The 21,836-nt window shown below is 34.3% G+C and carries 23 protein-coding genes; 14 read left to right on the top strand and 9 right to left on the bottom strand.

What is annotated here, in order from left to right; all coding sequences use genetic code 11:
• Nucleotides 1–9 precede the first annotated feature (9 nt).
• The 4 genes from dksA to SUDEN_RS06115 are packed head-to-tail and all read left to right on the top strand — an operon-like array spanning nt 10 to nt 3,479.
• Nucleotides 10–360: an RNA polymerase-binding protein DksA gene (gene dksA, locus SUDEN_RS06130; RefSeq protein ID WP_011372801.1), complete on the top strand. Its 351-nt coding sequence runs from the start codon at nt 10–12 to the stop codon at nt 358–360.
• A 9-nt stretch (nt 361–369) separates the two neighbouring features.
• On the top strand, nt 370–1,386 hold the full coding sequence (locus SUDEN_RS06125) for a hypothetical protein (protein ID WP_011372800.1): 1,017 nt from the start codon (nt 370–372) through the stop codon (nt 1,384–1,386).
• Between the two features lie 6 nt (nt 1,387–1,392).
• On the top strand, nt 1,393–2,349 hold the full coding sequence (gene dusB / locus SUDEN_RS06120; RefSeq protein WP_011372799.1) for a tRNA dihydrouridine synthase DusB: 957 nt from the start codon (nt 1,393–1,395) through the stop codon (nt 2,347–2,349).
• Nucleotides 2,343–3,479, top strand: a complete 1,137-nt coding sequence (locus SUDEN_RS06115; protein WP_011372798.1) for a hypothetical protein — start codon at nt 2,343–2,345, stop codon at nt 3,477–3,479. Before dusB ends, SUDEN_RS06115 begins: the two co-directional genes overlap by 7 nt.
• On the opposite strand, the gene SUDEN_RS06110 is transcribed toward SUDEN_RS06115, so the two are convergent.
• Genes SUDEN_RS06110 through SUDEN_RS06100 form a run of 3 tightly spaced genes read right to left on the bottom strand, consistent with a single transcriptional unit; the run spans nt 3,476 to nt 5,121 of the window.
• A complete protein-coding gene (locus SUDEN_RS06110) occupies nt 3,476–4,363 on the bottom strand; it encodes a hypothetical protein (protein ID WP_011372797.1) in 888 nt (295 codons plus the stop codon). The two genes, SUDEN_RS06115 and SUDEN_RS06110, sit on opposite strands and share 4 nt — an antisense overlap.
• Nucleotides 4,363–4,698 (bottom strand): flagellar motor switch protein FliN, encoded by a 336-nt coding sequence (gene fliN / locus SUDEN_RS06105; RefSeq protein WP_011372796.1) that lies wholly within the window; start codon nt 4,696–4,698, stop codon nt 4,363–4,365. The genes SUDEN_RS06110 and fliN overlap by 1 nt, the downstream gene beginning before the upstream one ends.
• Nucleotides 4,699–5,121: a chemotaxis protein CheX gene (locus tag SUDEN_RS06100; protein WP_011372795.1), complete on the bottom strand. Its 423-nt coding sequence runs from the start codon at nt 5,119–5,121 to the stop codon at nt 4,699–4,701. It lies immediately after the preceding gene.
• A 132-nt stretch (nt 5,122–5,253) separates the two neighbouring features.
• Between SUDEN_RS06100 and SUDEN_RS06095 the strand changes: the two genes are divergently transcribed.
• The 4 genes from SUDEN_RS06095 to mnmH are packed head-to-tail and all read left to right on the top strand — an operon-like array spanning nt 5,254 to nt 10,978.
• Entirely contained in the window at nt 5,254–5,994 is a 741-nt protein-coding gene (locus tag SUDEN_RS06095) for a sulfite exporter TauE/SafE family protein (protein ID WP_011372794.1), read from the top strand.
• A 6-nt stretch (nt 5,995–6,000) separates the two neighbouring features.
• Nucleotides 6,001–8,829 (top strand): excinuclease ABC subunit UvrA, encoded by a 2,829-nt coding sequence (uvrA, locus tag SUDEN_RS06090; RefSeq protein ID WP_011372793.1) that lies wholly within the window; start codon nt 6,001–6,003, stop codon nt 8,827–8,829.
• Between the two features lie 20 nt (nt 8,830–8,849).
• Nucleotides 8,850–9,884: a selenide, water dikinase SelD gene (gene selD / locus SUDEN_RS06085; RefSeq protein WP_041672260.1), complete on the top strand. Its 1,035-nt coding sequence runs from the start codon at nt 8,850–8,852 to the stop codon at nt 9,882–9,884.
• Nucleotides 9,884–10,978 carry a tRNA 2-selenouridine(34) synthase MnmH gene (gene mnmH, locus SUDEN_RS06080; protein WP_011372791.1) on the top strand — a complete coding sequence of 365 codons (1,095 nt, stop codon included), beginning with the start codon at nt 9,884–9,886 and terminating at the stop codon, nt 10,976–10,978. Before selD ends, mnmH begins: the two co-directional genes overlap by 1 nt.
• Here the strand turns inward: mnmH and SUDEN_RS06075 are convergent.
• On the bottom strand, nt 10,975–11,421 hold the full coding sequence (locus SUDEN_RS06075; protein WP_011372790.1) for a YchJ family protein: 447 nt from the start codon (nt 11,419–11,421) through the stop codon (nt 10,975–10,977). The genes mnmH and SUDEN_RS06075 overlap by 4 nt on opposite strands.
• A gap of 10 nt (nt 11,422–11,431) precedes the next feature.
• A complete protein-coding gene (locus SUDEN_RS06070; RefSeq protein WP_011372789.1) occupies nt 11,432–12,331 on the bottom strand; it encodes an AEC family transporter in 900 nt (299 codons plus the stop codon).
• Nucleotides 12,332–12,400: 69 nt separating this feature from the next.
• Here SUDEN_RS06070 and SUDEN_RS06065 point away from each other — a divergent pair, with 69 nt between their 5' ends.
• Entirely contained in the window at nt 12,401–13,030 is a 630-nt protein-coding gene (locus SUDEN_RS06065; protein WP_011372788.1) for an NAD(P)H-dependent oxidoreductase, read from the top strand.
• On the opposite strand, the gene SUDEN_RS06060 is transcribed toward SUDEN_RS06065, so the two are convergent.
• Complete coding sequence (locus SUDEN_RS06060; protein WP_011372787.1) at nt 13,027–13,758, bottom strand: endonuclease/exonuclease/phosphatase family protein; 732 nt, start codon at nt 13,756–13,758, stop codon at nt 13,027–13,029. The two genes, SUDEN_RS06065 and SUDEN_RS06060, sit on opposite strands and share 4 nt — an antisense overlap.
• A gap of 12 nt (nt 13,759–13,770) precedes the next feature.
• Complete coding sequence (locus tag SUDEN_RS06055) at nt 13,771–15,096, bottom strand: phospholipase D-like domain-containing protein (RefSeq protein WP_011372786.1); 1,326 nt, start codon at nt 15,094–15,096, stop codon at nt 13,771–13,773.
• 145 nt (nt 15,097–15,241) lie between these two features.
• Here SUDEN_RS06055 and SUDEN_RS06050 point away from each other — a divergent pair, with 145 nt between their 5' ends.
• Nucleotides 15,242–16,159, top strand: a complete 918-nt coding sequence (locus SUDEN_RS06050; RefSeq protein ID WP_011372785.1) for a manganese-dependent inorganic pyrophosphatase — start codon at nt 15,242–15,244, stop codon at nt 16,157–16,159.
• A 35-nt stretch (nt 16,160–16,194) separates the two neighbouring features.
• On the opposite strand, the gene SUDEN_RS11085 is transcribed toward SUDEN_RS06050, so the two are convergent.
• Both SUDEN_RS11085 and SUDEN_RS06040 read right to left on the bottom strand, forming a co-directional pair.
• Entirely contained in the window at nt 16,195–18,765 is a 2,571-nt protein-coding gene (locus SUDEN_RS11085; RefSeq protein ID WP_011372784.1) for an EAL domain-containing protein, read from the bottom strand.
• A 55-nt stretch (nt 18,766–18,820) separates the two neighbouring features.
• Complete coding sequence (locus tag SUDEN_RS06040; RefSeq protein WP_011372783.1) at nt 18,821–19,327, bottom strand: flagellar basal body-associated FliL family protein; 507 nt, start codon at nt 19,325–19,327, stop codon at nt 18,821–18,823.
• Between the two features lie 146 nt (nt 19,328–19,473).
• Between SUDEN_RS06040 and SUDEN_RS06035 the strand changes: the two genes are divergently transcribed.
• Genes SUDEN_RS06035 through lptB form a run of 4 tightly spaced genes read left to right on the top strand, consistent with a single transcriptional unit; the run spans nt 19,474 to nt 21,825 of the window.
• Nucleotides 19,474–19,722 carry an RNA-binding S4 domain-containing protein gene (locus tag SUDEN_RS06035; RefSeq protein WP_011372782.1) on the top strand — a complete coding sequence of 83 codons (249 nt, stop codon included), beginning with the start codon at nt 19,474–19,476 and terminating at the stop codon, nt 19,720–19,722.
• Complete coding sequence (trpD, locus tag SUDEN_RS06030; RefSeq protein ID WP_011372781.1) at nt 19,719–20,705, top strand: anthranilate phosphoribosyltransferase; 987 nt, start codon at nt 19,719–19,721, stop codon at nt 20,703–20,705. The genes SUDEN_RS06035 and trpD overlap by 4 nt, the downstream gene beginning before the upstream one ends.
• On the top strand, nt 20,702–21,115 hold the full coding sequence (gene tsaE / locus SUDEN_RS06025) for a tRNA (adenosine(37)-N6)-threonylcarbamoyltransferase complex ATPase subunit type 1 TsaE (protein ID WP_011372780.1): 414 nt from the start codon (nt 20,702–20,704) through the stop codon (nt 21,113–21,115). The genes trpD and tsaE overlap by 4 nt, the downstream gene beginning before the upstream one ends.
• Entirely contained in the window at nt 21,103–21,825 is a 723-nt protein-coding gene (gene lptB / locus SUDEN_RS06020; RefSeq protein WP_011372779.1) for an LPS export ABC transporter ATP-binding protein, read from the top strand. The genes tsaE and lptB overlap by 13 nt, the downstream gene beginning before the upstream one ends.
• The last annotated feature ends 11 nt before the right edge of the window (nt 21,826–21,836 follow it).

Below are 21,836 nucleotides of genomic sequence, written 5' to 3'. Positions count from 1 at the left end.
GGAAGAGATGTGCAAGAGAGCGAGTTAAAATATTTTAAAGAGATTCTTGAGAGCAGAAAAGAACAGATAATAAAAAATATTAGAGGCGTTAATGAAGAGCTAAGCCAATTAAGCTCTCTAGAGTTAAAAGATGAGGGCGACCATGCATCTGTGGACAATAGCTCAATGATTGAGAGCGCAATAGTTCATCAACAAGAACAAGAATTAAGAGAGATAAACGTTACGCTTGGAAAAATTGCAACAGGTGATTATGGAATCTGCGAGATGTGTGAAGACCCTATTGGTTTTCAAAGACTTAAAGTTAAGCCTCATGCGATATACTGCATTGATTGTAGAGAAATAGTAGAAAAATCTAGATAGGGAGTGGTTATGCATCTTAAAAAATATTCGATAGCAGCATTTATATTAATAGTAGTAGTTGGGTGGTATGTTTACGCATTTGTAACACAAGATAGTATGAGTATTGAACTTTTTTCAATAGTGTTACCGCCTTTGTCTATTGCATTATTGGTAGTTTTACCAATGATTCTTTTATATATTGCAAGTATGCTTCATATGCTTTTTTACTCATTTATGGGAATGCTAAAGCTTCGCAAATATGAAAAAGATTATGAAAAAATGGTTGATTCTATTGTTGATGCATATTTAGCAAAAGAGAATCGTTCACACCTATTTAAAACAAAAAAGTATAAGCTATTGGGCTCTTTGGTTGATAATGCAACAATTTTTCCAATCGCAGGATTTACTGCTGATGTTGAAAATAAAAAGATAAATGATGTTCTTGCAATAATTAATGGAATTAGAAATGGTGAAGTTGTTGATTTGAGAAAGTATTCACTTTCATCTTCAAATGCACTTGTTATTCAAAATGATAGAAATAGATATAAAAAAGGTGCCTTAAGTGCAGAAGATATATTAAATTCACCAAACAAATACGATATCTCTTTACAAAAAGAAGTTTATATTGATTTTGTAAAAAAAGCACCATTTAATGCTATTGAAAAGTATAAACAAGCACTTACAAAAGAGGCCCTTTTTGAAATTCTATCAAGAATTAATGCTGATTCAAACACTTTGGTTGCGTCTAATGAATCTCTAATAACTCTTTTTAAAGAGTTGAAATTTTCATCAAAAGAGTACATAGAGGCATCTAAGAAATTATCAAAATCTATGTTGCCTGAGCAGAGAATGAAACTATTTGAAACCCTAAGCAATGATAGTGAACCAACAATGGAAGCATATCTATTTACTCTTTTTGATTTGGAGATGTTAACTCTTGCAAAAGAGGTGCTAGATGCTTCTCAAGCTGATGATTATAGACAATTTAAAGCATATAGCTCACTAAGAGAGTGTGGTAAGCACTTTGATATTAATCTTTTTATTTAACATTAAATGACTTTAAAAAAACTCACTTTTGATAAACCAGTCTATGTTTTAGCGCCGCTTGCTGGTTATACAGATTTACCTTTTAGAAGTGTAGTTAAAAAGTTTGGAGCAGATCTCACAGTTAGTGAGATGCTTAGCTCCAATGCTCTTGTTCACGGCTCTTCAAAAACCTTAGGCATGATAGAAAAAAGCCCTAATGAAGACCCTTACTCTGTTCAAATTGCTGGAGCAGAGGTTAATGTTATTAGAAGAGCTGTTGAGATACTAAATGAGCAAGATGGAATAGATATTATCGATTTAAACTGTGGATGCCCTGTTCCTAAAATTGTAGGACATGGAAGCGGAAGCTCTCTGCTTTTAAACCTACCTCTTATGGGCGAGATTATAAGAACAATTAAAAATACTTCAAATAAAAACCTCACAAGCGTTAAAATAAGACTTGGATTTGAGAAAAAGAATCATGTCGATATAGCAAAAATGGTTGAAGATAGTGGTGCTGATTTTATAGCTGTTCATGGAAGAACGCGCGCTGGAAAATTTAAAGCGCCAGTTGATTATGATGCAATAAGAGAGATAAAAGAGGCAATTAATATTCCAGTAATTGCTAATGGAGATATAGACTCTTATGAGAAAGCAGAGTGGGTTTTAGAGCACACAGGCGCTGATGGTGTAATGATAGGCAGGGGTGCAGTTGGTGCTCCGTGGATTTTTCATCAGTTGAAATATGGCACTAAAGATATTGATGAGAATATCAAACATGCCATAATATTAGAACATTATGATAAGATGATTGAATTTCATGGTGCTCATGGTGTTATTATGTTTAGAAAGCATATGCACACTTACTCAAAGGGTTATCGTGGTGCTTCAGCTCTTCGAGATGGGATTAACCATATTTCTGACCCTGATAAGTGTAGAGAGTTGATAGAAAATTTTTTGAAAAATAGTGAGACAGTTTGTTAAAAATCAGCAAATCAATTAAAACATTAGATGAGAGTGATATAGGAGATAATCTACTTCACTATGACTATAATGTAAAGTATTTGCTCTCTTTAATAAGACGCGGAATAGCTCAAGATGATCAACATTATCTAAGCTCATATCGCTCTTTTGAGGGTGAAGTTTTTGAGAATTTTATTTATGAAAAGCTTCTTATGTATGCTGCACAAAATGATGAGATAGAAAAATTTATCTTAAAAGGTTTTCATCAAGATAAAATAAAATCTCATGCAAATACCCTCTCAATAAGTGAGAAACAGCAGATTGTTTATAGAACAAAAAGCAGAGAAATTAGCGAATTTGATGCTATGTTTATAACAAAAAACAGAGAATTATACTTTGTAGAGATGACACTTGTAAAATCAGTCTTAAAACTTAGAAAAAGACTTAGAAAGAAAAAAGCACTCTTAGAGACTATATTTCCAGACTATGAGATTAAATCACTAATTATTTTAAATGATGGTGCCTCGGGAGTTAGACAGTTGCCATCGTACTGTAATGTTTGGCTAACAAATGAGTTCTCTGCCAAGAGTGTGCTTGACTATATTGTAGATACTGATAGCAAAAGACTCCAACCAAAAAAGAGAATTAAATCACCAAAGATGGTTGAGGCTCACTCGTTAAAACTATTTCCATTTAGATATTACAATACAATCTCATGGATTACAAAGACGATTAGAAGTCATAAGAAATATATTATTGATATGAATTTTTTAATGAGTCCAAAAGTACAGAGATATCATGACTTATATAATAAATTTTATATAGGCTACATTGAAGCTGCACTCCTTAGAGATGAGTTGGGGCTTGATAAGAGTTTTAAAGATAACCAAAGCGTTGTTGTTGCAATCGAGAAAAAACACTCTGATGAGATTACACTAACGTACTACATACAGCAGACTCGCAAAGTTTTATATCTCTACTCTTATGATGAGTGTTCTAAAGTAATTAGAGAGAAAAAAGATCCATACGGTATAACTATAACAGAGGTTTATCATGTAAGCAAGATGATGGATGAGAAATATAAACTGAGTGTTGAAAATCTATCTACAATTAAAAATCTTCTAAATACTAAGGTGCAGCTAGAAGATTAAACCTCATATGAGATTGAAGCTGCTTTCTCTTTGTATATTCTCAACGACTCTTTATAGTCGTCATCACTGTTTAAAAAATTATCAAGCTCTTTATGTCTGTTTTGTAGAATATGTTCAAACTCACTCTGTGAAGATGGTTTATTTTCTGTAAATTTATCTAAAAGTATATTGCTCTTTCCCATCAATACAAGATAGCTCTGATCTGCAAAATCAAGCATTATTACACTGTTACTGCTATTTAATGCTTTTTGAAACCTAATGGAAACATTAGCTGAGTCTGCTGGTACTGTTACCTCTTTTTTATCCTCTTCAGTACTGTTTTGCTGAAAAAGCCAAGGTGATTGCTTCTGTTTTGTTTGTGGAAGAGAGACTCTTTTTTTAATATAAAATAAAACAGCTATACCAACAACAAGAATTATAAAAACTATATAATAGCTTTGTGATAAGTCATCACCTTTTTTTGTTGGAAGAGACGCAAACTCATCTTTTGAAATCTCTTTTTGTTCAGCACCGTTTTGTGTTAAAGCTTCAGGTGCTGTAAAACGAAGTCTAAGTCCATAAGAATCAGATGTTTTTGACGCTTGGAGCGTTACTGATGGAGGAACTTCTGCAACTATCTGAGTGTACTCATTCATTGGTGTTATAGAGATGGAGCGTATATATTTTGAGGAGAGTTGTTTAATTTTAGATGATTCTATTGAAGAACCTTCAAGTTTTATAGTGATTATAGAGTTGCTGTTGTTCTGTTTTATGACACCACTGTAAGGAGTATCAAAAGTAATCATAACATCTACTCTGTCTGTTCTGTCATAAATGTTATAGCTCAATATTTTTGAAGCACTAAGTAAAAAAGGGAGTGATAGAAGAAGTAAAAATTTAATCATTATTTCTCTTTTGAGAGGTGGTATAAAACAGCACTTGAGTCTAAGACTTCATTGATACGGATTGCAAGGTTTTTTTCATATACCATAACTTCTCCTCTACCTAAAATACGTCCATTTACGTATGTTTCAACGCTCTCTCCAGCTGGTTTTTTAAGGTCAATTATAGAACCTTTTTTGAGTTGCAATATTTCACCTACGCTTAATTCAGTTTCACCTAAATCAGATATGAATTCAACTTCCATATCTAAAAGACCAGAGTAATCCATCCATGAAAGTTCACTTTCTGAATCAAAAATCTCCTCTTTTGCTCCATAGGTATGTCTTCTTTTTTTCAATTAAATTTCCTTGATGGCAATAATCATCTCATCATTTCCTACTTTTATAGTTTTTGCTTCATTGTGCTTTATGTCAAAAGTATCAATTTTTTCAAAACAAGGAGTCGCCATTGTATAGGAGCACTCAGGCATATTTTGCGCAATAACTTTAGCGCTACCAACGATTAGATTTGTCAGTTCTAGCACCATATCAATCAAAGTCTCTTCATCACTATCGTCCTCTTCTAGAAGAGTAGTTGTGACTCTTTGAGCAAAATCTAGTGTTGCGCCAACATAAACTCTATGCTTTTTCCCGCTAATCATAGTTATATCGACATAAGCAATAACTGTTCTCATTTTATTTGTATAGTCAAGCACAACATGTGGTTCTCTAATTTGATGGATACAAAAATTTTGGGAAGCTTCTAGAATTATATTTAACATTTTATACCCCTTAAGAGGGATGATTATACTTGATTGAATCTCAAAGTAAAATTAAACTGCCTTATGTTGAGCGTGTTGAGATAACTTTGATTTTGGATAAGATGATATAATTTCCAAAAAAAGTTTTAAGAAATGGTTGAATTACTCTTGTTGGGTGTTGGTGTTGGTACTTTATCTGGTTTTTTTGGAATTGGAGGTGGAACAATTCTTGTTCCTCTGCTTCTTTTTTTAGGTTATCAGATAAAAGATGCTATTGGAATTTCAGTTGTGCAGATGGTTTTTAGTTCAATTTATGGAAGTTATTTAAATAATAAAAATAAAAATCTTGATGTTGCCATGGTTGTTACCATCGGAATTGGTGGATTTTGTGGTGCATTTTTAAGTGGTTTTATAGTCTCAAGTATCAATGATAAATTTTTAGAGATTATCTTCTTGGCATTTGCTTCTTTTGCGCTATACAGACTCTTTGCAAAAACAGTCATAAATCAGACCCCAAGAAGTGTAAATAGAGTGCTTCTGCTTGTTATAGGAGTCATTTTAGGTACATTTAGTATGTTAATTGGCGTTGGCGGGAGCATACTTTTAGTTCCCATATTGGTAGGTTTCTTACATGTTGACCTTAAGCGTGCCATATCGGCTGGACTTTTTTTTGTAGTTTTCTCTTCTGTTGCTGGTTTGATATCTCACTCTCTAAGCAGAGAGATAGATTTTTTTAGTGGAATTATAATAGGATTGGCTTCATTGATTGGTGTTTATATTGGAGTCTATCTTAAGGACAGAGTTGACGTTTGGGTACAAAAAAAACTATTAGTGCTCTTTTACCTTTTAGTAGTACTATATCTGGCTCAGAGAATATTTTTTAGAGGGAATTAATAATATATGAAAAATAGAGATGTTATAAAAATAGTTGGTGCAAGAGAGAATAATTTAAAAAATATATCCTTAGAGATTCCAAAAAATCAGCTTGTTGTCTTTACAGGTCTTAGTGGAAGCGGAAAATCGACTTTAGCGTTTGATACACTGTATGCAGAGGGACAAAGACGTTACATGGAGTCTTTATCATCTTATGCAAGACAGTTTTTAGACAGAGTTGGAAAACCTGATGTTGACAAGATAGAAGGGCTTACTCCAGCTATTGCAATAGATCAGAAAACTACAAGTAAAAATCCACGCTCAACAGTTGGAACAATCACAGAGATATATGATTACTTAAGGCTTCTTTACGCCCGTGTAGGTATTCAACACTGCCATAATTGTGGCAAAGAGATTTCTCAAATGAGTGCTTCAGATATCATAGGTGAAGTTGCAAAACTCCCACAAGGTGCAAAGCTTGTTCTCTTGGCTCCAATTGTAAATGAGAAAAAGGGTACATACGCTGATGTTTTAGAATCTCTTGTACATAAAGGTTATGTTCGTGCTATGATAGATGGTGTGATGGTAAGGCTTGATGAAGAGATAGAGTTAAGCAAAACAAAAAAACATACTATAAAAGTTGTAATAGATAGAGTTGTAGTAAATGAGCAAAATAAAGAACGAATAGCGGCAGATGTTGAAAAAGCTCTAAAGGAGAGCTATGGCGAGCTTGAAATAGAGATACTAAATCATGAAGAGCTTGGACTTGGACGCTCACATATGCACTATAGCGAACACAATGCATGTTTTGATTGTAAGGTTAGCTTTGAGCCCTTAGAGCCGCTGTCTTTCTCTTTTAACTCTCCAAAGGGTGCGTGTAAGGAGTGTGATGGTTTAGGGCTTCGTTATGCACTTGATCAAGATAAAATTATAGATATTGATCTTTCAGTTGAAAAAGGTGCCATTAAGATAATTTATGGCTTTAACAAAGGCTACTATTTTACTTTCTTAAAAGGTTTTTGTGCTCAAAACAAGATAGATACAACCATACCATATTCAGAGCTAGAGGAGTATCAGAAGAAAGCTATTTTACATGGTGGAATAGATGAAGCGAGTTTTCTTTGGAAAGGACATGAAGTAAAGCGAGTTTGGCCTGGAATCATAAAAATAGCATACGACATGTTTAAAGATGAAAAAGAGTTGGCAGACTATATGAGCGAGAAGAAGTGTAGTGTCTGCTCATCGCATAGACTAAAAAGAGAATCCCTCTCTGTTAGAGTTGCTGGTAAGGGAATTGCAGATATTTTAGATATGCCAATCTCTAAAAGCTATGAGTGGTTTAAAGAGAAGAGTAATTTTAACTATTTTACAGATCAAAGTGCACAAGTTTCTGCCCCTATTTTAAATGAGATAAGAGAGAGATTGTACTTTTTGTTTGATGTTGGGCTTGGTTATATAACTCTAGGGCGTGATGCTAGAACTATAAGTGGCGGAGAAGCTCAAAGAATCCGTATAGCTTCACAAATAGGAAGCGGTTTAACTGGTGTTTTATATGTCCTTGATGAGCCAAGTATTGGGCTTCATGAGAGAGATACTCTTAAGCTCATACGCACCCTTAGAAGTCTTCAAGAGAAGGGAAACAGCGTAATTGTTGTTGAACATGATAAAGAGACTATTGAAAATGCTGATTTTATAGTAGATATTGGTTCAGGTGCAGGAAAATTTGGTGGAGAGGTTGTTTTTGCAGGGACACTAGATAAGCTCAAAAAGGCTAAAACACTAACGGCTGATTATCTTTATGGCAGAAAAAAGATAGAGTATTTTTATAGAAGAGCGCAAGATAAGTTTATAGAGATAAAAAATGTTACATTAAATAATATCAATAATTTAAATGTAAAAATACCTCTAAATAATTTCGTCTGCATAACAGGAGTAAGTGGGAGCGGAAAGAGTTCTCTTATGCTTCAAACACTCCTTCCAACTGCAAGAGAGCTCTTAAATCATGCAAGAAAAGTAAATAAAGTAGCTGGTGTAGAGATAAATGGGCTTGAACATGTTGATAAAGTAATATATCTTGATCAAAGCCCAATAGGACGAACTCCACGCTCAAATCCAGCAACTTATACTGGTTTAATGGATGAGATACGAAATCTTTTTGAGCAGACAAAAGAGGCACAAATCAGAGGATATACAAGCTCAAGATTTAGTTTTAATGTTCGAGGCGGACGATGTGAGAAGTGTCAAGGAGAGGGCGAAAATAAGATAGAGATGCACTTCTTGCCAGATATTATGGTTAAGTGCGATACATGTAATGGCACAAGATACAATCAGCAGACGCTAGAGGTTTACTACAAAGGTAAAAATATCTCAGATGTCTTAAATATGAGTGTTGAAGAGGCTTATGAGTTTTTTAAAGCGATACCAAAACTAAATCAAATCCTCTCAACTTTAGTTGATGTAGGTCTTGGTTATATTACTTTAGGACAAAATGCAGTAACACTCTCAGGCGGTGAAGCACAAAGAATCAAGCTAAGTAAAGAGTTAAGCCGTAAAGATACAGGCAAAACGCTATATATCCTTGATGAGCCAACAACTGGGCTTCATTTCGCAGATGTTGATAGGCTTACAGGAGTTTTACACAAGTTTGTAGAGCTAGGAAACAGTGTTTTAATAATAGAGCATAACTTAGATATGATAAAAAATGCTGATTACATCATAGATATGGGTCCAGAAGGCGGAAGCGGCGGCGGCTTGATTATAGCGGAGGGTAACCCTGAAGAGGTTGCTAAAAACCATAAAAAATCAGGAAGTTATACTGGCGAGTACTTAGCTAAAGAGCTTCTGCTTCATAAATAAAACAACAAAATAAAAGGAAGATAGTGGAAGAGATAAAACTTACAGAGTATAGTCACGGGGCAGGGTGTGGATGTAAAATATCTCCAATGCTGCTTGATGAGATACTAAAAACAGATATTTCAAGCACTCTCTATCCCCAGCTTCTTGTTGGAAATGAGCATAAAGATGATGCGGCGGCTTATGATTTGGGTAATGGGACATCAGTTCTCTCTACAACGGATTTTTTTATGCCAATTGTGGATGATGCTTTTACTTTTGGGCGGATTGCTGCTACAAATGCGCTTAGTGATATCTACGCTATGGGCGGGAAGCCTCTCATGGCAATATCTATCTTTGGATGGCCGATAGAGAAGCTATCATCAGAGGTGGCACGTCAGGTGATTGATGGTGGTCGTGCTGCTTGTGAAGATGCTGGTATTCCTCTTGCTGGAGGACACTCCATAGACTCTCCAGAGCCAATTTTTGGGCTTGCAGTAACTGGAATAGTTGATAATAAAAACCTTATGAAAAACAGCTCTGCAACAGATGATTGCTATATATTTATCACAAAATCAATCGGAATTGGCATACTTACAACAGCGCAAAAACAAAAAAAGATAGAAGATGGCGATATTGATGTAGCCATTGAAGCGATGGCTACATTAAACAGAGCAGGAGCTATTTTTGCCACACTAGATAGTGTTTTAACTATGACAGATGTTACAGGGTTTGGTCTTTTGGGGCATTTGAGTGAGGTTTGTGAAGCTAGTGGCATAAGTGCAAATATCTGGTTTGAAAAAGTTCCACTTCTTCAAAATGTTGAAAAATATAGAGCTCAAGGTTGTATTCCTGGTGGCTCTCGTAAAAACTTTATGAGTTATGGTCATAAAATCTCTCAAATAAGCGATAGACAAAGAGAGATACTTTGTGACGCACAAACATCAGGTGGGCTTTTAGTTTTTGTCAAAAAAAGCGGCTTAGATGAGTTTTATAAGAGTGCCAAAGAGTTTGGATTAAATCTTGAGCCAATAGGTGAGACAACTCCACGAAGAAAACATGTGATAGAGGTTTTATAGTGACTCTTTTGTTTGATGATTTTAAATCAATTGTCTTAAACAAAACCCCACTTCTTGATGTTCGTGCTCCCGTAGAGTTTAAAAAAGGTGCATTTTTAAATGCTGTAAATTTGCCTATAATGAATGATGAAGAGCGTCATAAAATAGGAATATGCTATAAAAATGAAGGCAATGCAAAAGCCGTAGAACTAGGGCATAGCATGGTTAGTGGAGATATAAAAGAGGAGCGCATAAAGGCTTGGATAGCGTTTATGGATGCAAATCCGAATGCTCTGCTTTACTGCTTTAGAGGTGGACAGCGCTCTAAAATTTCTCAAGAGTGGTTACATGTAAGAGGAAAAGAGATACTGCGACTAAAGGGCGGATATAAAGCATTTAGAACTTATCTCATAAATAAGTTAAGTGAATCGACCCAGCACTTTAAACCCATAATACTAGGTGGAAGAACAGGTTCAGGCAAGACAATAGTACTTGAGAAGATGAAAAATTCAATCGATCTTGAAGGTTTAGCAAACCACAGAGGCTCATCTTTTGGCAGCAAATTAAACGCTCAACCAATGCAAATAGATTTTGAAAATAATTTGGCTTATGAGTTGATTCAAAAAATAGAGGATGGGTTTAAAACTCTTGTTTTTGAGGATGAGGGAAAACATATAGGCAATGCTTTTATGCCAGAGAATCTTATCTCTACAGCTATTAATGCGCCTCTTATCATTCTTGAGACTCAAATAGATAAGAGAGTTGAGATAACACTTAATGAGTATGTAGTTCAAGCACAAGAGGCTTATTTAGAGGCTGGTTTTGATTTTGTACTTGAAGAGTGGAGTCAGAGCATACAAAACGCAATGAAGAGAATAGTAAGACGCTTGGGAAATGAAAAATACACAAAAGTAACCGCTATATTTGAGAGCGCACTAGATGAGCAAAAAAAAAGCGGTTCGTATGATGGATACAAAGAGTGGGCTAAGTTCCTCTTGGAGGAGTATTATGACCCTATGTATGATTATCAGATACAAAAACGCTCACATATGGTGGCTTTTCGTGGAGATGCACAAGAAGTTCAAAATTATATAGAGAGACTCTCTGATATTTAAGAAGTTTTTTGACAACACTTTTTGTACTTTTTACCACTTTGGCAAGGACAGAGGATGTTTCGCTCTATTTTGGAGTTAAATAGTTTGCCGTCTTTATATAGCCATGTATCATCTTCAAAGATAAAGTTACTTCTTTCATGTTGTACATGTACTCCATTGTTATCTTCATAGTAAGCTTTAAATTCAACTATATCTTTTTGAGCTTTTACTATCTCAAGTCCTAACCATTTTACACTTCTAGCATACTCTTCAATTAGAGCTATATCGTCTTCATAACGAGCCTCTTTTGCTGCACTATTTACTATGTAATGTCCATCGCCTAAAACATAAGCGCTATATCTGCTTCTCATGAGCTCAAGGGGAGATGAAACTTTTTTCTCTCCAATTAGATATGGTTCACAGCACTCACTAAACTCTTTTTTGCTTTTACAATAACAGAGCATATAGTTTCTCCTAAATAATTATATTATAAACAATCCATGTGCTCACAAAAGAGATAAGAATCCCATATCCTACAATTGCAGAGCTAAGACGCGGGGCAAGTCCAGCCATGGAAGCGATGGCGGCCGCTGTTATCATAGGTGCCATGGATGACTCCATGATTGAGACTTTTGCTGCCATAGAATCCCAGCCAAAGATAGCACAAATCAAGATTGCAACAAGTGGAGCAAAGAGTAGTTTTACACCAAGTGCCACACCAAAGGGTTTTAGCTCATGTGATGGGAGTTTAAACTTTAGTTGAAGCCCAACTGCTACAAGTGCCAGAGGAACTATTGTACTCGCCAAAGATGAGAGAACACTCGAGATAACTGGATGAAAAGAGATTCCCATTAACAAAAAAGCAAGTAGCAGAGCTATAAAAGGAGGAAAAGAGAGCATTTTTATAAAAAGTGCTCCCTTATCAACCTTGCTCGTACTTGAGTAATAAACAGAGATAAAAGTTCCATAAGTAGAGAGGGCTATAAATGTACCTAGCTGATCATACATCAAGACATATCCAAGTGCATCAGTGCCAAAATAGGCTTCTATGATAGGAATTCCAAGATATGTTGTGTTTCCAAGAACTCCCACAAGCATTAAAGAGCCAGTTACCTCTTTTGAAAATTTAAATAGTTTTGATAGATAAAAAATAGCAATAGCACTTGTAATTAATACAACCCATGCGATAAAAACTGGGATAAGAACCTCAAGTGAGAGAGTGAGTTGTGGAACTTTAAGCAAAACGAGTGCAGGAGCCGAGATATAGAGGATAAACTGGTTTAAGATAAGTGGTGTGTTTGCTGCAAATATCTCTTTTTTGCCAATTATATAGCCTATAAAGATAGCGCTAAATATAAGTGCAAAATTATCCATACATAGCTCCATTAGTTGGTTTATTAGGTTTGGAAGTATATAATCTTATAAAATAAAGAGAGGTAAAAGATGAACAATATATTTATGGATGCGATGGATTTTAGGCATGCATGTAAGCTTTTTGATGAAGACAAAAAGATAAGTGATGTGGATATTAGAGAGATTTTAGAAGCTGGTAGAAAGTCGCCATCATCTTTTGGTATGGAGCCGTGGAAGTTTTTAGTTATAACAAATGAGGAGCTAAAGGCAAGGATTAGACCATATTGTTGGGATCAGCCTCAGATAACTTCATGCTCTCATTTAGTCATAATCCTAAGTGCAATTGAGAGCCTGAGAGTAGAATCAGGTGTAGTACAAAAAAGATTTAAAAGAAGAGAGATGCTTCAAGAAAAATTTGACTTTTACGTAAATCTTTATGCAAAACATTTGGAAAATACTTTATCTTGTGATGATAATATCTATTTTTGGAGTGCAAGACAAGCATATATAGCTGCTGCAAATATGATGACATGTGCTGCAACGCTAAAAATAGATAGTTGCCCTATAGAAGGGTTTGAGCGAGAAAATCTTCAAAATCTATTAAATCTTGATATTAGTAAGTATCAAATAGCCTTAGTTCTTCCATTTGGTTACAGAGTAAATCCTCAATCAACTCAGCAAAGGTTATTATTTGATGAAGTTGTAGAGTTTATAGATTAGAGTTTAAACTTTGCAATAATTGGGTTGTGATCTGAAATTTTTTTGCTATCCACTACGATTGAGCTTACAAGCTCAACACCTCTGTAAAAGATATAATCAAGTGTGTTTGAAAAAACTCTCTTTATATCTTTTTCATTTTTAAAATCAACCTGTTTTAGCTCTAGCGAGCTACTAAATTCCCTTAAATATGAGACTCTTTTTGCACTCCATGTATTAAAGTCACCTGCAACTATCATAGCTCCTTGATGGTTTTTTATGCCTACATGTAGCTCATCTAGTTCATGTTTAAAGTCGCTGCTTTTTACAAAATTTATAGCATGTAGATTTGCAATAAGAAGAGTCTGCTCGTTTGAGATTTTGTGATAAGTTATAAGAGAAGTTTTATGGGTTGCATAGCGCAGTTCCTGTTTTTTGCTAAGAAGAGAGCGCTCGCTGTGACATGAGGTTTTAAAAGCGCTAAGAACTCCAAATATATGCTTCTTTGTCTCTATATTTGGCGAGAGTACATAAGAGTAGTCTTGAAGTTCAATCTCATGTGAGAGATGTTTTTTAACCTCTTGAAGCAGTAAAATATCTAACTTATGCTCATGTATAAGTGAATCTACAAACTCTTTGTATGAACTCTTTAGTGTGAGTTTTGCAACATTCCAACAAAGCAGATTAAACTCTTGACTCAAATCCAACTCTTGATGTTTAAGCGATTTTATAATACTTTTTGGTTTAAACATCTCTTTTTTCCTCTAAAGCTGTGGAGCAAAAATTCGCATAAAATTTTCAAATATTCTTCTTAGGGTTGATACATCACTAGCCCCAATAGTGGACTCTTTCATAAGTTTTTTACTCCAACTATGTATCTCTTTTATGGCTTTATCGTTATAGACAAAAGTAGCCACTTCATAGTTTAAGAAAAGACTTCTATTGTCAAAATTTGCACTTCCCAAAACAACACACTTATTATCAAAAATAATTGCTTTTGCATGAAGCATCGCTCCTACATGTAGATATATTTTGATTCCATTTTCTTCAAGCTCTCTTATATATGAGCCTCTAGCTAGATTTATGATAGTGTGGTTTGCCTCTTTTGGCGTTATTAGAGCTATATCTACACCTTTATGTTTAGCGATAATTAGTGCTTCCATAAGAGAGCTATTTGGTATGAAGTAGGGAGTAATTATGGAGATGCTTTTTTTTGCCTCGTAGATATTGGAGAGAAGCATCTCATAAAAAACATCTCTTTGCGTATCTGGACCAGATGGGACTACATGTAGCAAAAAATCGCCACTCTCATGTTGCTCTTTTGCGGGTTGTAACTTTTCTCTCGAAGCATAAAACCAATCAGAAGCAAAAAGTTCAAAATACTCTTTTACGGACTCTCCCTCAACCAAAAACAGAAGGTCTCTCCATCTCTCTTTAGAATACTCTGCGCCGAGATAATTATCTGAGAGATTTCCTCCGCTATTTAGAGCTATTTTGCTATCAAAGAGATATATTTTTCTATGGTTTCTAAGATTTATATAATTTCGTAGAGGCATTTTAAATATAGGCATAAAAAATTCAAATCTCACTCCAGCATCTCTTAGCTCTTTGAGCCTATACTGCGTAATATATAGGAAAATAGAGCCGAGAGAATCTGCAAGAACTTTTATCTCTACACCATCTTTAGCACGAGATATAAGAGCTTTCATAATCTCTTTTGTAGTCGCATCGTATTCAAATATATAGGTGCTGATATATATTGAACTCTTTGCCTCTTTTATGCACTCTAAGAGCACTCTATATGCCTCAGTTGATTCTGTATAGAGTTTAAAATTTTTATTTGCCAAAGGAGAGCTGAAATCTTGATTTTCTAGTAAAATAGGGCTTTTTTTATATCTGTTCTCTCTTTTTCTAAGCCCTATTATAAAATATAGCGGCATAGCGATATAAGGTATAACGATTATAGAGAGAATCCAAGCGATAATTGCGCTGGGGTTGCGTCTGCGGTACAACATGTGAAGAAGCACTATAAATATAAGTAAAGAGCCAAGAACTACAAAGCTATGGTATAAAATAATTTCTTGTTTCATAAAGAGATTATAGCACTCATAGATACAATATCTTTACATGTAGTTATTTTAAATTAAAATTATTTTAATAAGTAAGTTAAATAATAGAAATTAAAATCTAAAAAAATATTAGTATAATTGCATAAAAAATTAAAGGTTATTAATTATGTCAACATATATTTTTGGTCATACAAACCCAGACTCTGACTCAATTGTTGGAGCAATCTCTTTAGCGTATTTGAAAAACAAGCTTGGTGAAGATTGTATAGCAACAAGACAAGGTAAAATCTCTCCAGAGAGTGAGTTTATACTTAAGAAATTTGGAATAAAAGCACCTGAACTTAAAACTTCTTATGCTGGTGAGAGCGTTTATTTAGTTGATTTCTCAGATCTCGCTCAAGCTCCTCACGATATAAAAGAGGCGACTATTTTGGGAATAGTAGATCATCATAAGCTAGGTGACATTACAACCGATACACCTCTAGAGTGCTGGATTCGTCCAATAGGATGCTCAAACACTATAGTAAAAGAGATGTATGATTATCATAAAGTTGAAATCCCAAAAGAGATAGCAGGGATGATGATGTGCGCAATTTTAAGTGATACAGTTATTTTCAAATCTCCTACATGTACAAAAGCAGATACAAAAGCTGTAAAAGAGTTATCTGCTATTTGCGGGATTGATGATTATAAAGCTTTGGCTATGGAGATGTTTATAGCAAAATCTGCAGTTGATGGCGCTAGTGCTAGAAATTTAAACACAAGAGACTATAAAGCTTTTGATATGAACGGAACTAGAGTTGGAGTTGGGCAACTTGAGATGGTTGATATTTCAGTTTTAGAGAGTAGAGTTGGCGAGCTTTTTGCTGATATGAAACTTATGAAAGAAGAGGATGGACTTCATACGATACTTATTCTCTTAACAGACATCATGAAAGAGGGCTCACAGCTTTTAGCACTTAGTGATGATATAAGTAAAGTAGAAGCTGCATTTAAGATTAAGCTTCAAGATAATCAAGCATGGCTAGATGGAGTTCTTAGTCGTAAGAAACAAGTTATTCCATTTCTTCAACCGCAATTTTAATAATAGAGACGCATCTTCTAAGGTGTGCCTCTATTTTATAACTCTTCTGCCTTGCAAGGTCTAGCCAATAGATAGCCTTGAAAGTAGTTACATCCAAGCTCTTTTAGGATTTCAAACTGCTCTATCGTCTCTACACCCTCAGCTATAACTTCAAAGTTGAACTCTTCACCAAGCATTATTATGCTATTTACTATTGCTCTGTCTGAGCTGTTTTGACCCAATCCAAAAACAAATGACTGGTCTATTTTAAGCTCATCAATCTGTAGATTTTTTAAATATGATAGATTTGAATAACCTGTTCCAAAATCATCTATCGAAGTTGAGATTCCAAAGTTTTTAAGGTCTCTAATCTTATCTATGGCTTTCTCCTTGTTCTCTATCAAAACGCCCTCCGTGAGTTCAATTCTTAATTTTGAAGGGTCTAAATTCTTAGAAGTTATCAACTTATTTATTGTATCTACAAAACTGCTTTCTTTAAATTGAAGCGGGCTTACATTTACAGAGATTCGCCACTCTTTTTTTATTCTATCACTCTTCCAAAGAAGAAGCTCTGATGTTGCACTCTCTAGCACAAAAGCGCCTATCTCTTTTATGATTCCAGACTCCTCTGCAAGAGGTATAAACTCCGCAGGAGAAACTAGTCCAAGGGTAGGGTGATTCCATCTTACAAGAGCTTCAACACCTACAACATTCTTATCTTTATCGAACTGTTTTTGGTAGTTTAGGAAAAGCTCATTTTTCAAGATAGACTCTTTTAGATATTGAATCATTTGAAATCTCTGTTTTGTCATATCTTGAAGAGATTCATTATAGAAACGGACAGTATTTTTTCCGTCTCTCTTTGCTGTTCTCATAGCGTACTCTGCTTGATTTAAGAGCTTGTTTGCGGATGTATTATCTAAAAAAAGAGCAACACCAATACTACATGTAAGGTACATAGAGTTTTCATCTACAATAAATGGCTCTTTTGTTATCTCTTGAATTTCAATAACACTTTTTTTAACTATCATGGCGCTTTGATTTTCATCTTTTGAGATATTTTCTAAAAGAATTAAAAATTTATCACCGCCATGTCTTGCAATAAGGGAGGCAGTTTTAGCTTTTTTTATTAACCTTTGAGAGATTTCTTTTAAAACAGTATCGCCTGCACCTTTGTTAATTAGGTCATTTACATCTTTAAAGTTATCAAAATCTATAAACAAAACAGCACCATATTTTAGATATTTTTCACTATCCATAAGTGACTGCTCTAAATGATTTTCAAATAATTTTTGATTTGCAAGATATGTGAGTGAATCATAAAAAGAGAGTTGGTTAATTGCCTCTTTTTGATGGAATGAGTTCATGGCAAAACCTATATCGCCCGAGAGTTCATTTATCATATCCTGTTCTTCTTTACTTAAGCCATCTATTTTTGTAGTGCTGATACTAAGAACACCAATAGCCTCTTTAGAGTGGCTGTTTTTTCTAAGAGGTGTTATATATGTCTCACTTATACTGTTTTGTTGCATCTCATCTCTGCACTCCTTAGAGAGAGTATCATCAAAGGCATTTAATTTCAAAGGGGCATTCTCTTTTAACACAACTCTTTCATAGGGAAGGACTATAGGCTCCACATCTACTCCCATAGACGCCTTTACAACAAGTTCGCTATTTTCAATAACCAATATTTTTACAGCTTTAAAAGTGCTATTTGAGTGTATAGACGCTGTTGTATCTTGAATAAGCTCATTAATATCTCTTGCTGTTATGAGTATCTGATTACAGTCAGCAACCGTTCTTAATATTGAAAATAGCTCTTTTTGATTTTTGTTTGCAGCTTCAAGCTGATTTTTTTGCTCTTGTAAAATAGCTGTTTTTTTTCTAACTTCATTTTGTAAAAATATCTTTTGCTTTACTTCTTGAGTTGTCATTTTTTTAATAGTAAAGTAAATTATCAAAAGAAGTATAAATATAATAGACCAATTAAAAACAGTAGTTCTATAAAAGTTATTTATTGCCACCTTTTCTAAATTTTCTATAGGAATTTTAATACTTGTAACTCCCCTTACATCACCAATCTTATAGTCATAAGCAGAGTCATATCTACTCTTTATAAATGGCAATACATCCTCTTTTTTTCCATGGCATGCTATACAATAACCCTCTATAATAAGTGGGACTGTGTAGTGAAAAACCTCTTTATTGTTCTCTATAATTTTTTCTACTTTTGATTCTGCTTTTGGATTATTTTTGAAATACTCCATCGCCCTTAATTCAAAATTATCAGCCATATTTTTAGGGTTTCTTGGTCTATCCGTAACATTTCTAATGGTAATTTTGTCTTTTGAAATTTCTGAGAATTTATTGCTTATGAATGTGGAAGCATGGGCTGGGAGGAAACCTACAGTTGAGTCATTTAAGTCTATGTTGCTATTAATAAATTGTTTATGATAAACATAGCGCATAGCGACAAAATAGTCTTTTAGTGACTCAGCTCTCTCCAAAGCTCTTATTTGGATGCGCTCATTAGTCTTCTGATATGTATAGAGAGTTAAAATTGTATTTGAAATTATGATGAGAAAAGAGACTATCCAGAAGATTTTTTTATTAAGATGAATTGCCATCAATAGCTACCCTTAGTTTGCATTGTTTCAATATTATAGCAAAATTTTTTACCTATTATTGAATAATAAATTTATTGAAATATACCTCTTCTACACTACTGTTTTGAAGATTTTTATTTAGTCTGTTTTTAATCGCATCTTTTATTTTGTTATTGTTAACACTCATATCAAAATTTTGACTATCTAGCATGGCATTAATGGTGGCATCTCTAAGAATAGCCCCTTTTTCTATAAATTCATCTCCTGAATTATCCATAAAAGTTTTACCGTTTTTTGGTTTATGAATAATAGAGATATTAGCTATTAATTTTTTATCTCCCAAAACATTAAAAACAAAGTCTCCTAAATTAACCTCACTTTTGTTAACTATACTAACCTCCATAGAGTCGCTTTTAGAACTACTGACTTGTTGTAAAAAACCATTTGATGATTTACCAAAATCATATTTTTTAATTTTTGAAAAATCAGAACTTTGTACTCCCAAAATTAATAATAAAACAATAATAATCAAAATAACAGTGACTACTATATTCTTAAGCACATCTCTTTTGGTATGTTTCATTTTTGCCTCAATTATAGAAATTTTATATTATTTAATTATACACAAAAAATAAAAAAAGTACTTCTACGCAAAAAATGTTCCACTTCTTACATTATTTTCAGTTTTATTACTCTACAATATACGAAAAAATTCAGGGTATATCTTAAATGAGAATAGATAAATTTTTAAATGCGGTAAATATTACCAAAAGACGCTCAGTTTCACAAGACATGATAGCAAATGGAGTAGTTTTAATTGGTGGAATAGTTGCAAAAGCTAGTAAAAATATTGAAGCTGGTTCAATAATTACAATTAACTACTTAGAGTCTTCAAAAAAGTACAAAGTTCTAAAAATTCCAACTACTAAATCAACACCAAAAAGTTTACAAAGTGAGTATATCGAGGAGATAGTATGAGTTATGAGGAGGCAAAAAAAGTTTTCAACGCACTTTTTATGCATGAAATGAGTGATGATGAGATGCTTAGGTTTTTGTTAAGCATTAAACTAGATGAGGAGACTCAAACAGAGGTTATCGCTGCTGCTGCTGAAGTTATGCGCTCTTTTGCCATAAAACTTCCAATCTCTGATGAACTTTGTTCTGAGGTAATAGATGTGGTAGGAACAGGCGGAGATAAGATAGGAAGTTTTAATATCTCATCAACCGTTGCAATACTTTGCGCATCATGTGGAAGTATGGTTGCAAAACATGGAAGCAGATCTGTTACTTCAAAATCTGGAAGTGCAGATATGTTTGAAGAGCTAGGAGTTAGACTTGATTTGAGCCTCAAAGATAGCGCAAAACTCTTAGAAGAGAGTGGTTTTACTTTTATGTTTGCACAAGCACATCATCCAGCTATGAAATTTATTATGCCAATTAGAAAAAAAATACCGCAAAAGACAATATTTAACATACTAGGACCTCTTACAAATCCAGCAGAGAGCAAAAAATCTCTTCTTGGGGTTTTTCATAAATCGTTTGTTTCAAAAATAGCAGAAGCTCTTCGCATAAACGGGGCAACTTCAACAATGGTTGTAAGCTCTATTGAGGGAATGGATGAGATAAGCATAAGTGATATTACATACGCTTCACAATTAAAGGGCGGAGCCGTGCATGAATTTATAATTGACCCACAAGAGTACGGTATAAAAAAAGTCCCATTAAAAGCAATTATTGGCGGAGATGCAAAAGAGAACTCTCTCATACTACATAATATCTTTAATGGCAGAGCAACAGATGCTCAAAGAGATATTGTTATGATAAATACAGCTTCAGCTTTAATGGTTGATGGCTTGGCTCGTGATATTCAAGATGGATTGGAGATGGCACAAAGTGCTATAAAAACAGGAAAAGCCAAAGAAAAGCTAAAACAAATCATTGAAATATCAAATAAATTATGAAAATATATACTTTAGCCCTTGATGAAATAGATACTATTGTTAAAGATATTGCAAAAGAGTTTAAGAGTGGAGTAATTGTTTTGCGAGGTGATTTAGCAGCTGGAAAGACAACATTTGTAAAAAAAATGGCTATATATTTGGGAAGTGATGAAGAGGTGACTTCTCCCACTTTTTCTCTGCAACAAGCATACTCCAAAAATATATTTCATTATGACATGTATAATCATGGGCTTGATCATTTTATCTCTTTGGGAATGTTAGAAGAGCTTGAGAGAGATGGACTTCACTTTATAGAGTGGGGTGATGAGAGACTTATTGAAATTTTAAGAGAAGCTGAGATTGATGTGATGAGTATAGATATAGAAAAAATTTCTAATAATAAAAGAGAGTATAAAGTATGCATATATTAAAAGCTGTAAATTTACAAAAAAGAATAAAAGATTTAGAGATAGTAAAAGGGATGAGCCTAGAGGTAAAGAGTGGTGAAGTTGTAGGACTCTTAGGACCAAATGGAGCTGGTAAAACAACTACTTTTTATATGATTTGCGGACTTGTAGAATCAAGCGGAGGAGAGGTGTTTTTTGATGATGAAAACCTCTCTGGAATGCCTTTGCATCAAAGAGCTCTAAAGGGCATAGGCTACCTTCCTCAAGAGGCATCAATCTTTAAGGATTTAAGCGTTGAAGAGAATCTTTTAATAGCCGCAGAGGTAAAGATAAAAGATAAAGATGCACAAGAGAAAAGGATTTTAGAGCTTTTAGATATGTTTAACATTGAGCCGATTCGTTATCGTAAGGGTGTAAGTTTAAGTGGTGGAGAGCGCCGTCGTGTTGAGATAGCACGCGCACTTGTAAATGAGCCGAAATTTTTGCTTCTTGATGAGCCTTTTGCTGGAGTTGACCCAATAGCTGTTATGGATATCCAAACAGTTATAAAACAGCTTGTATCGTACGGTATAGGAGTTTTAATAACTGATCACAATGTTCGTGAAACGCTTAGTGTTTGCGATAGAGCTTATGTTATAAAAGCTGGCTCACTTCTAGCAAGTGGAACAAGTGATGAGATAGGGCAGAATGCTGATGTTAGAACGCACTATTTGGGTCAGGAGTTTAAGCTCTAAGAGGCTTATAA

This window comes from Sulfurimonas denitrificans DSM 1251 (assembly GCF_000012965.1).
Taxonomy (GTDB): Bacteria; Campylobacterota; Campylobacteria; order Campylobacterales; family Sulfurimonadaceae; genus Sulfurimonas; species Sulfurimonas denitrificans.
The sequence above is the reverse complement of the archived record's forward strand: the minus strand, read 5'-3'. Positions and strand labels throughout refer to the sequence as shown.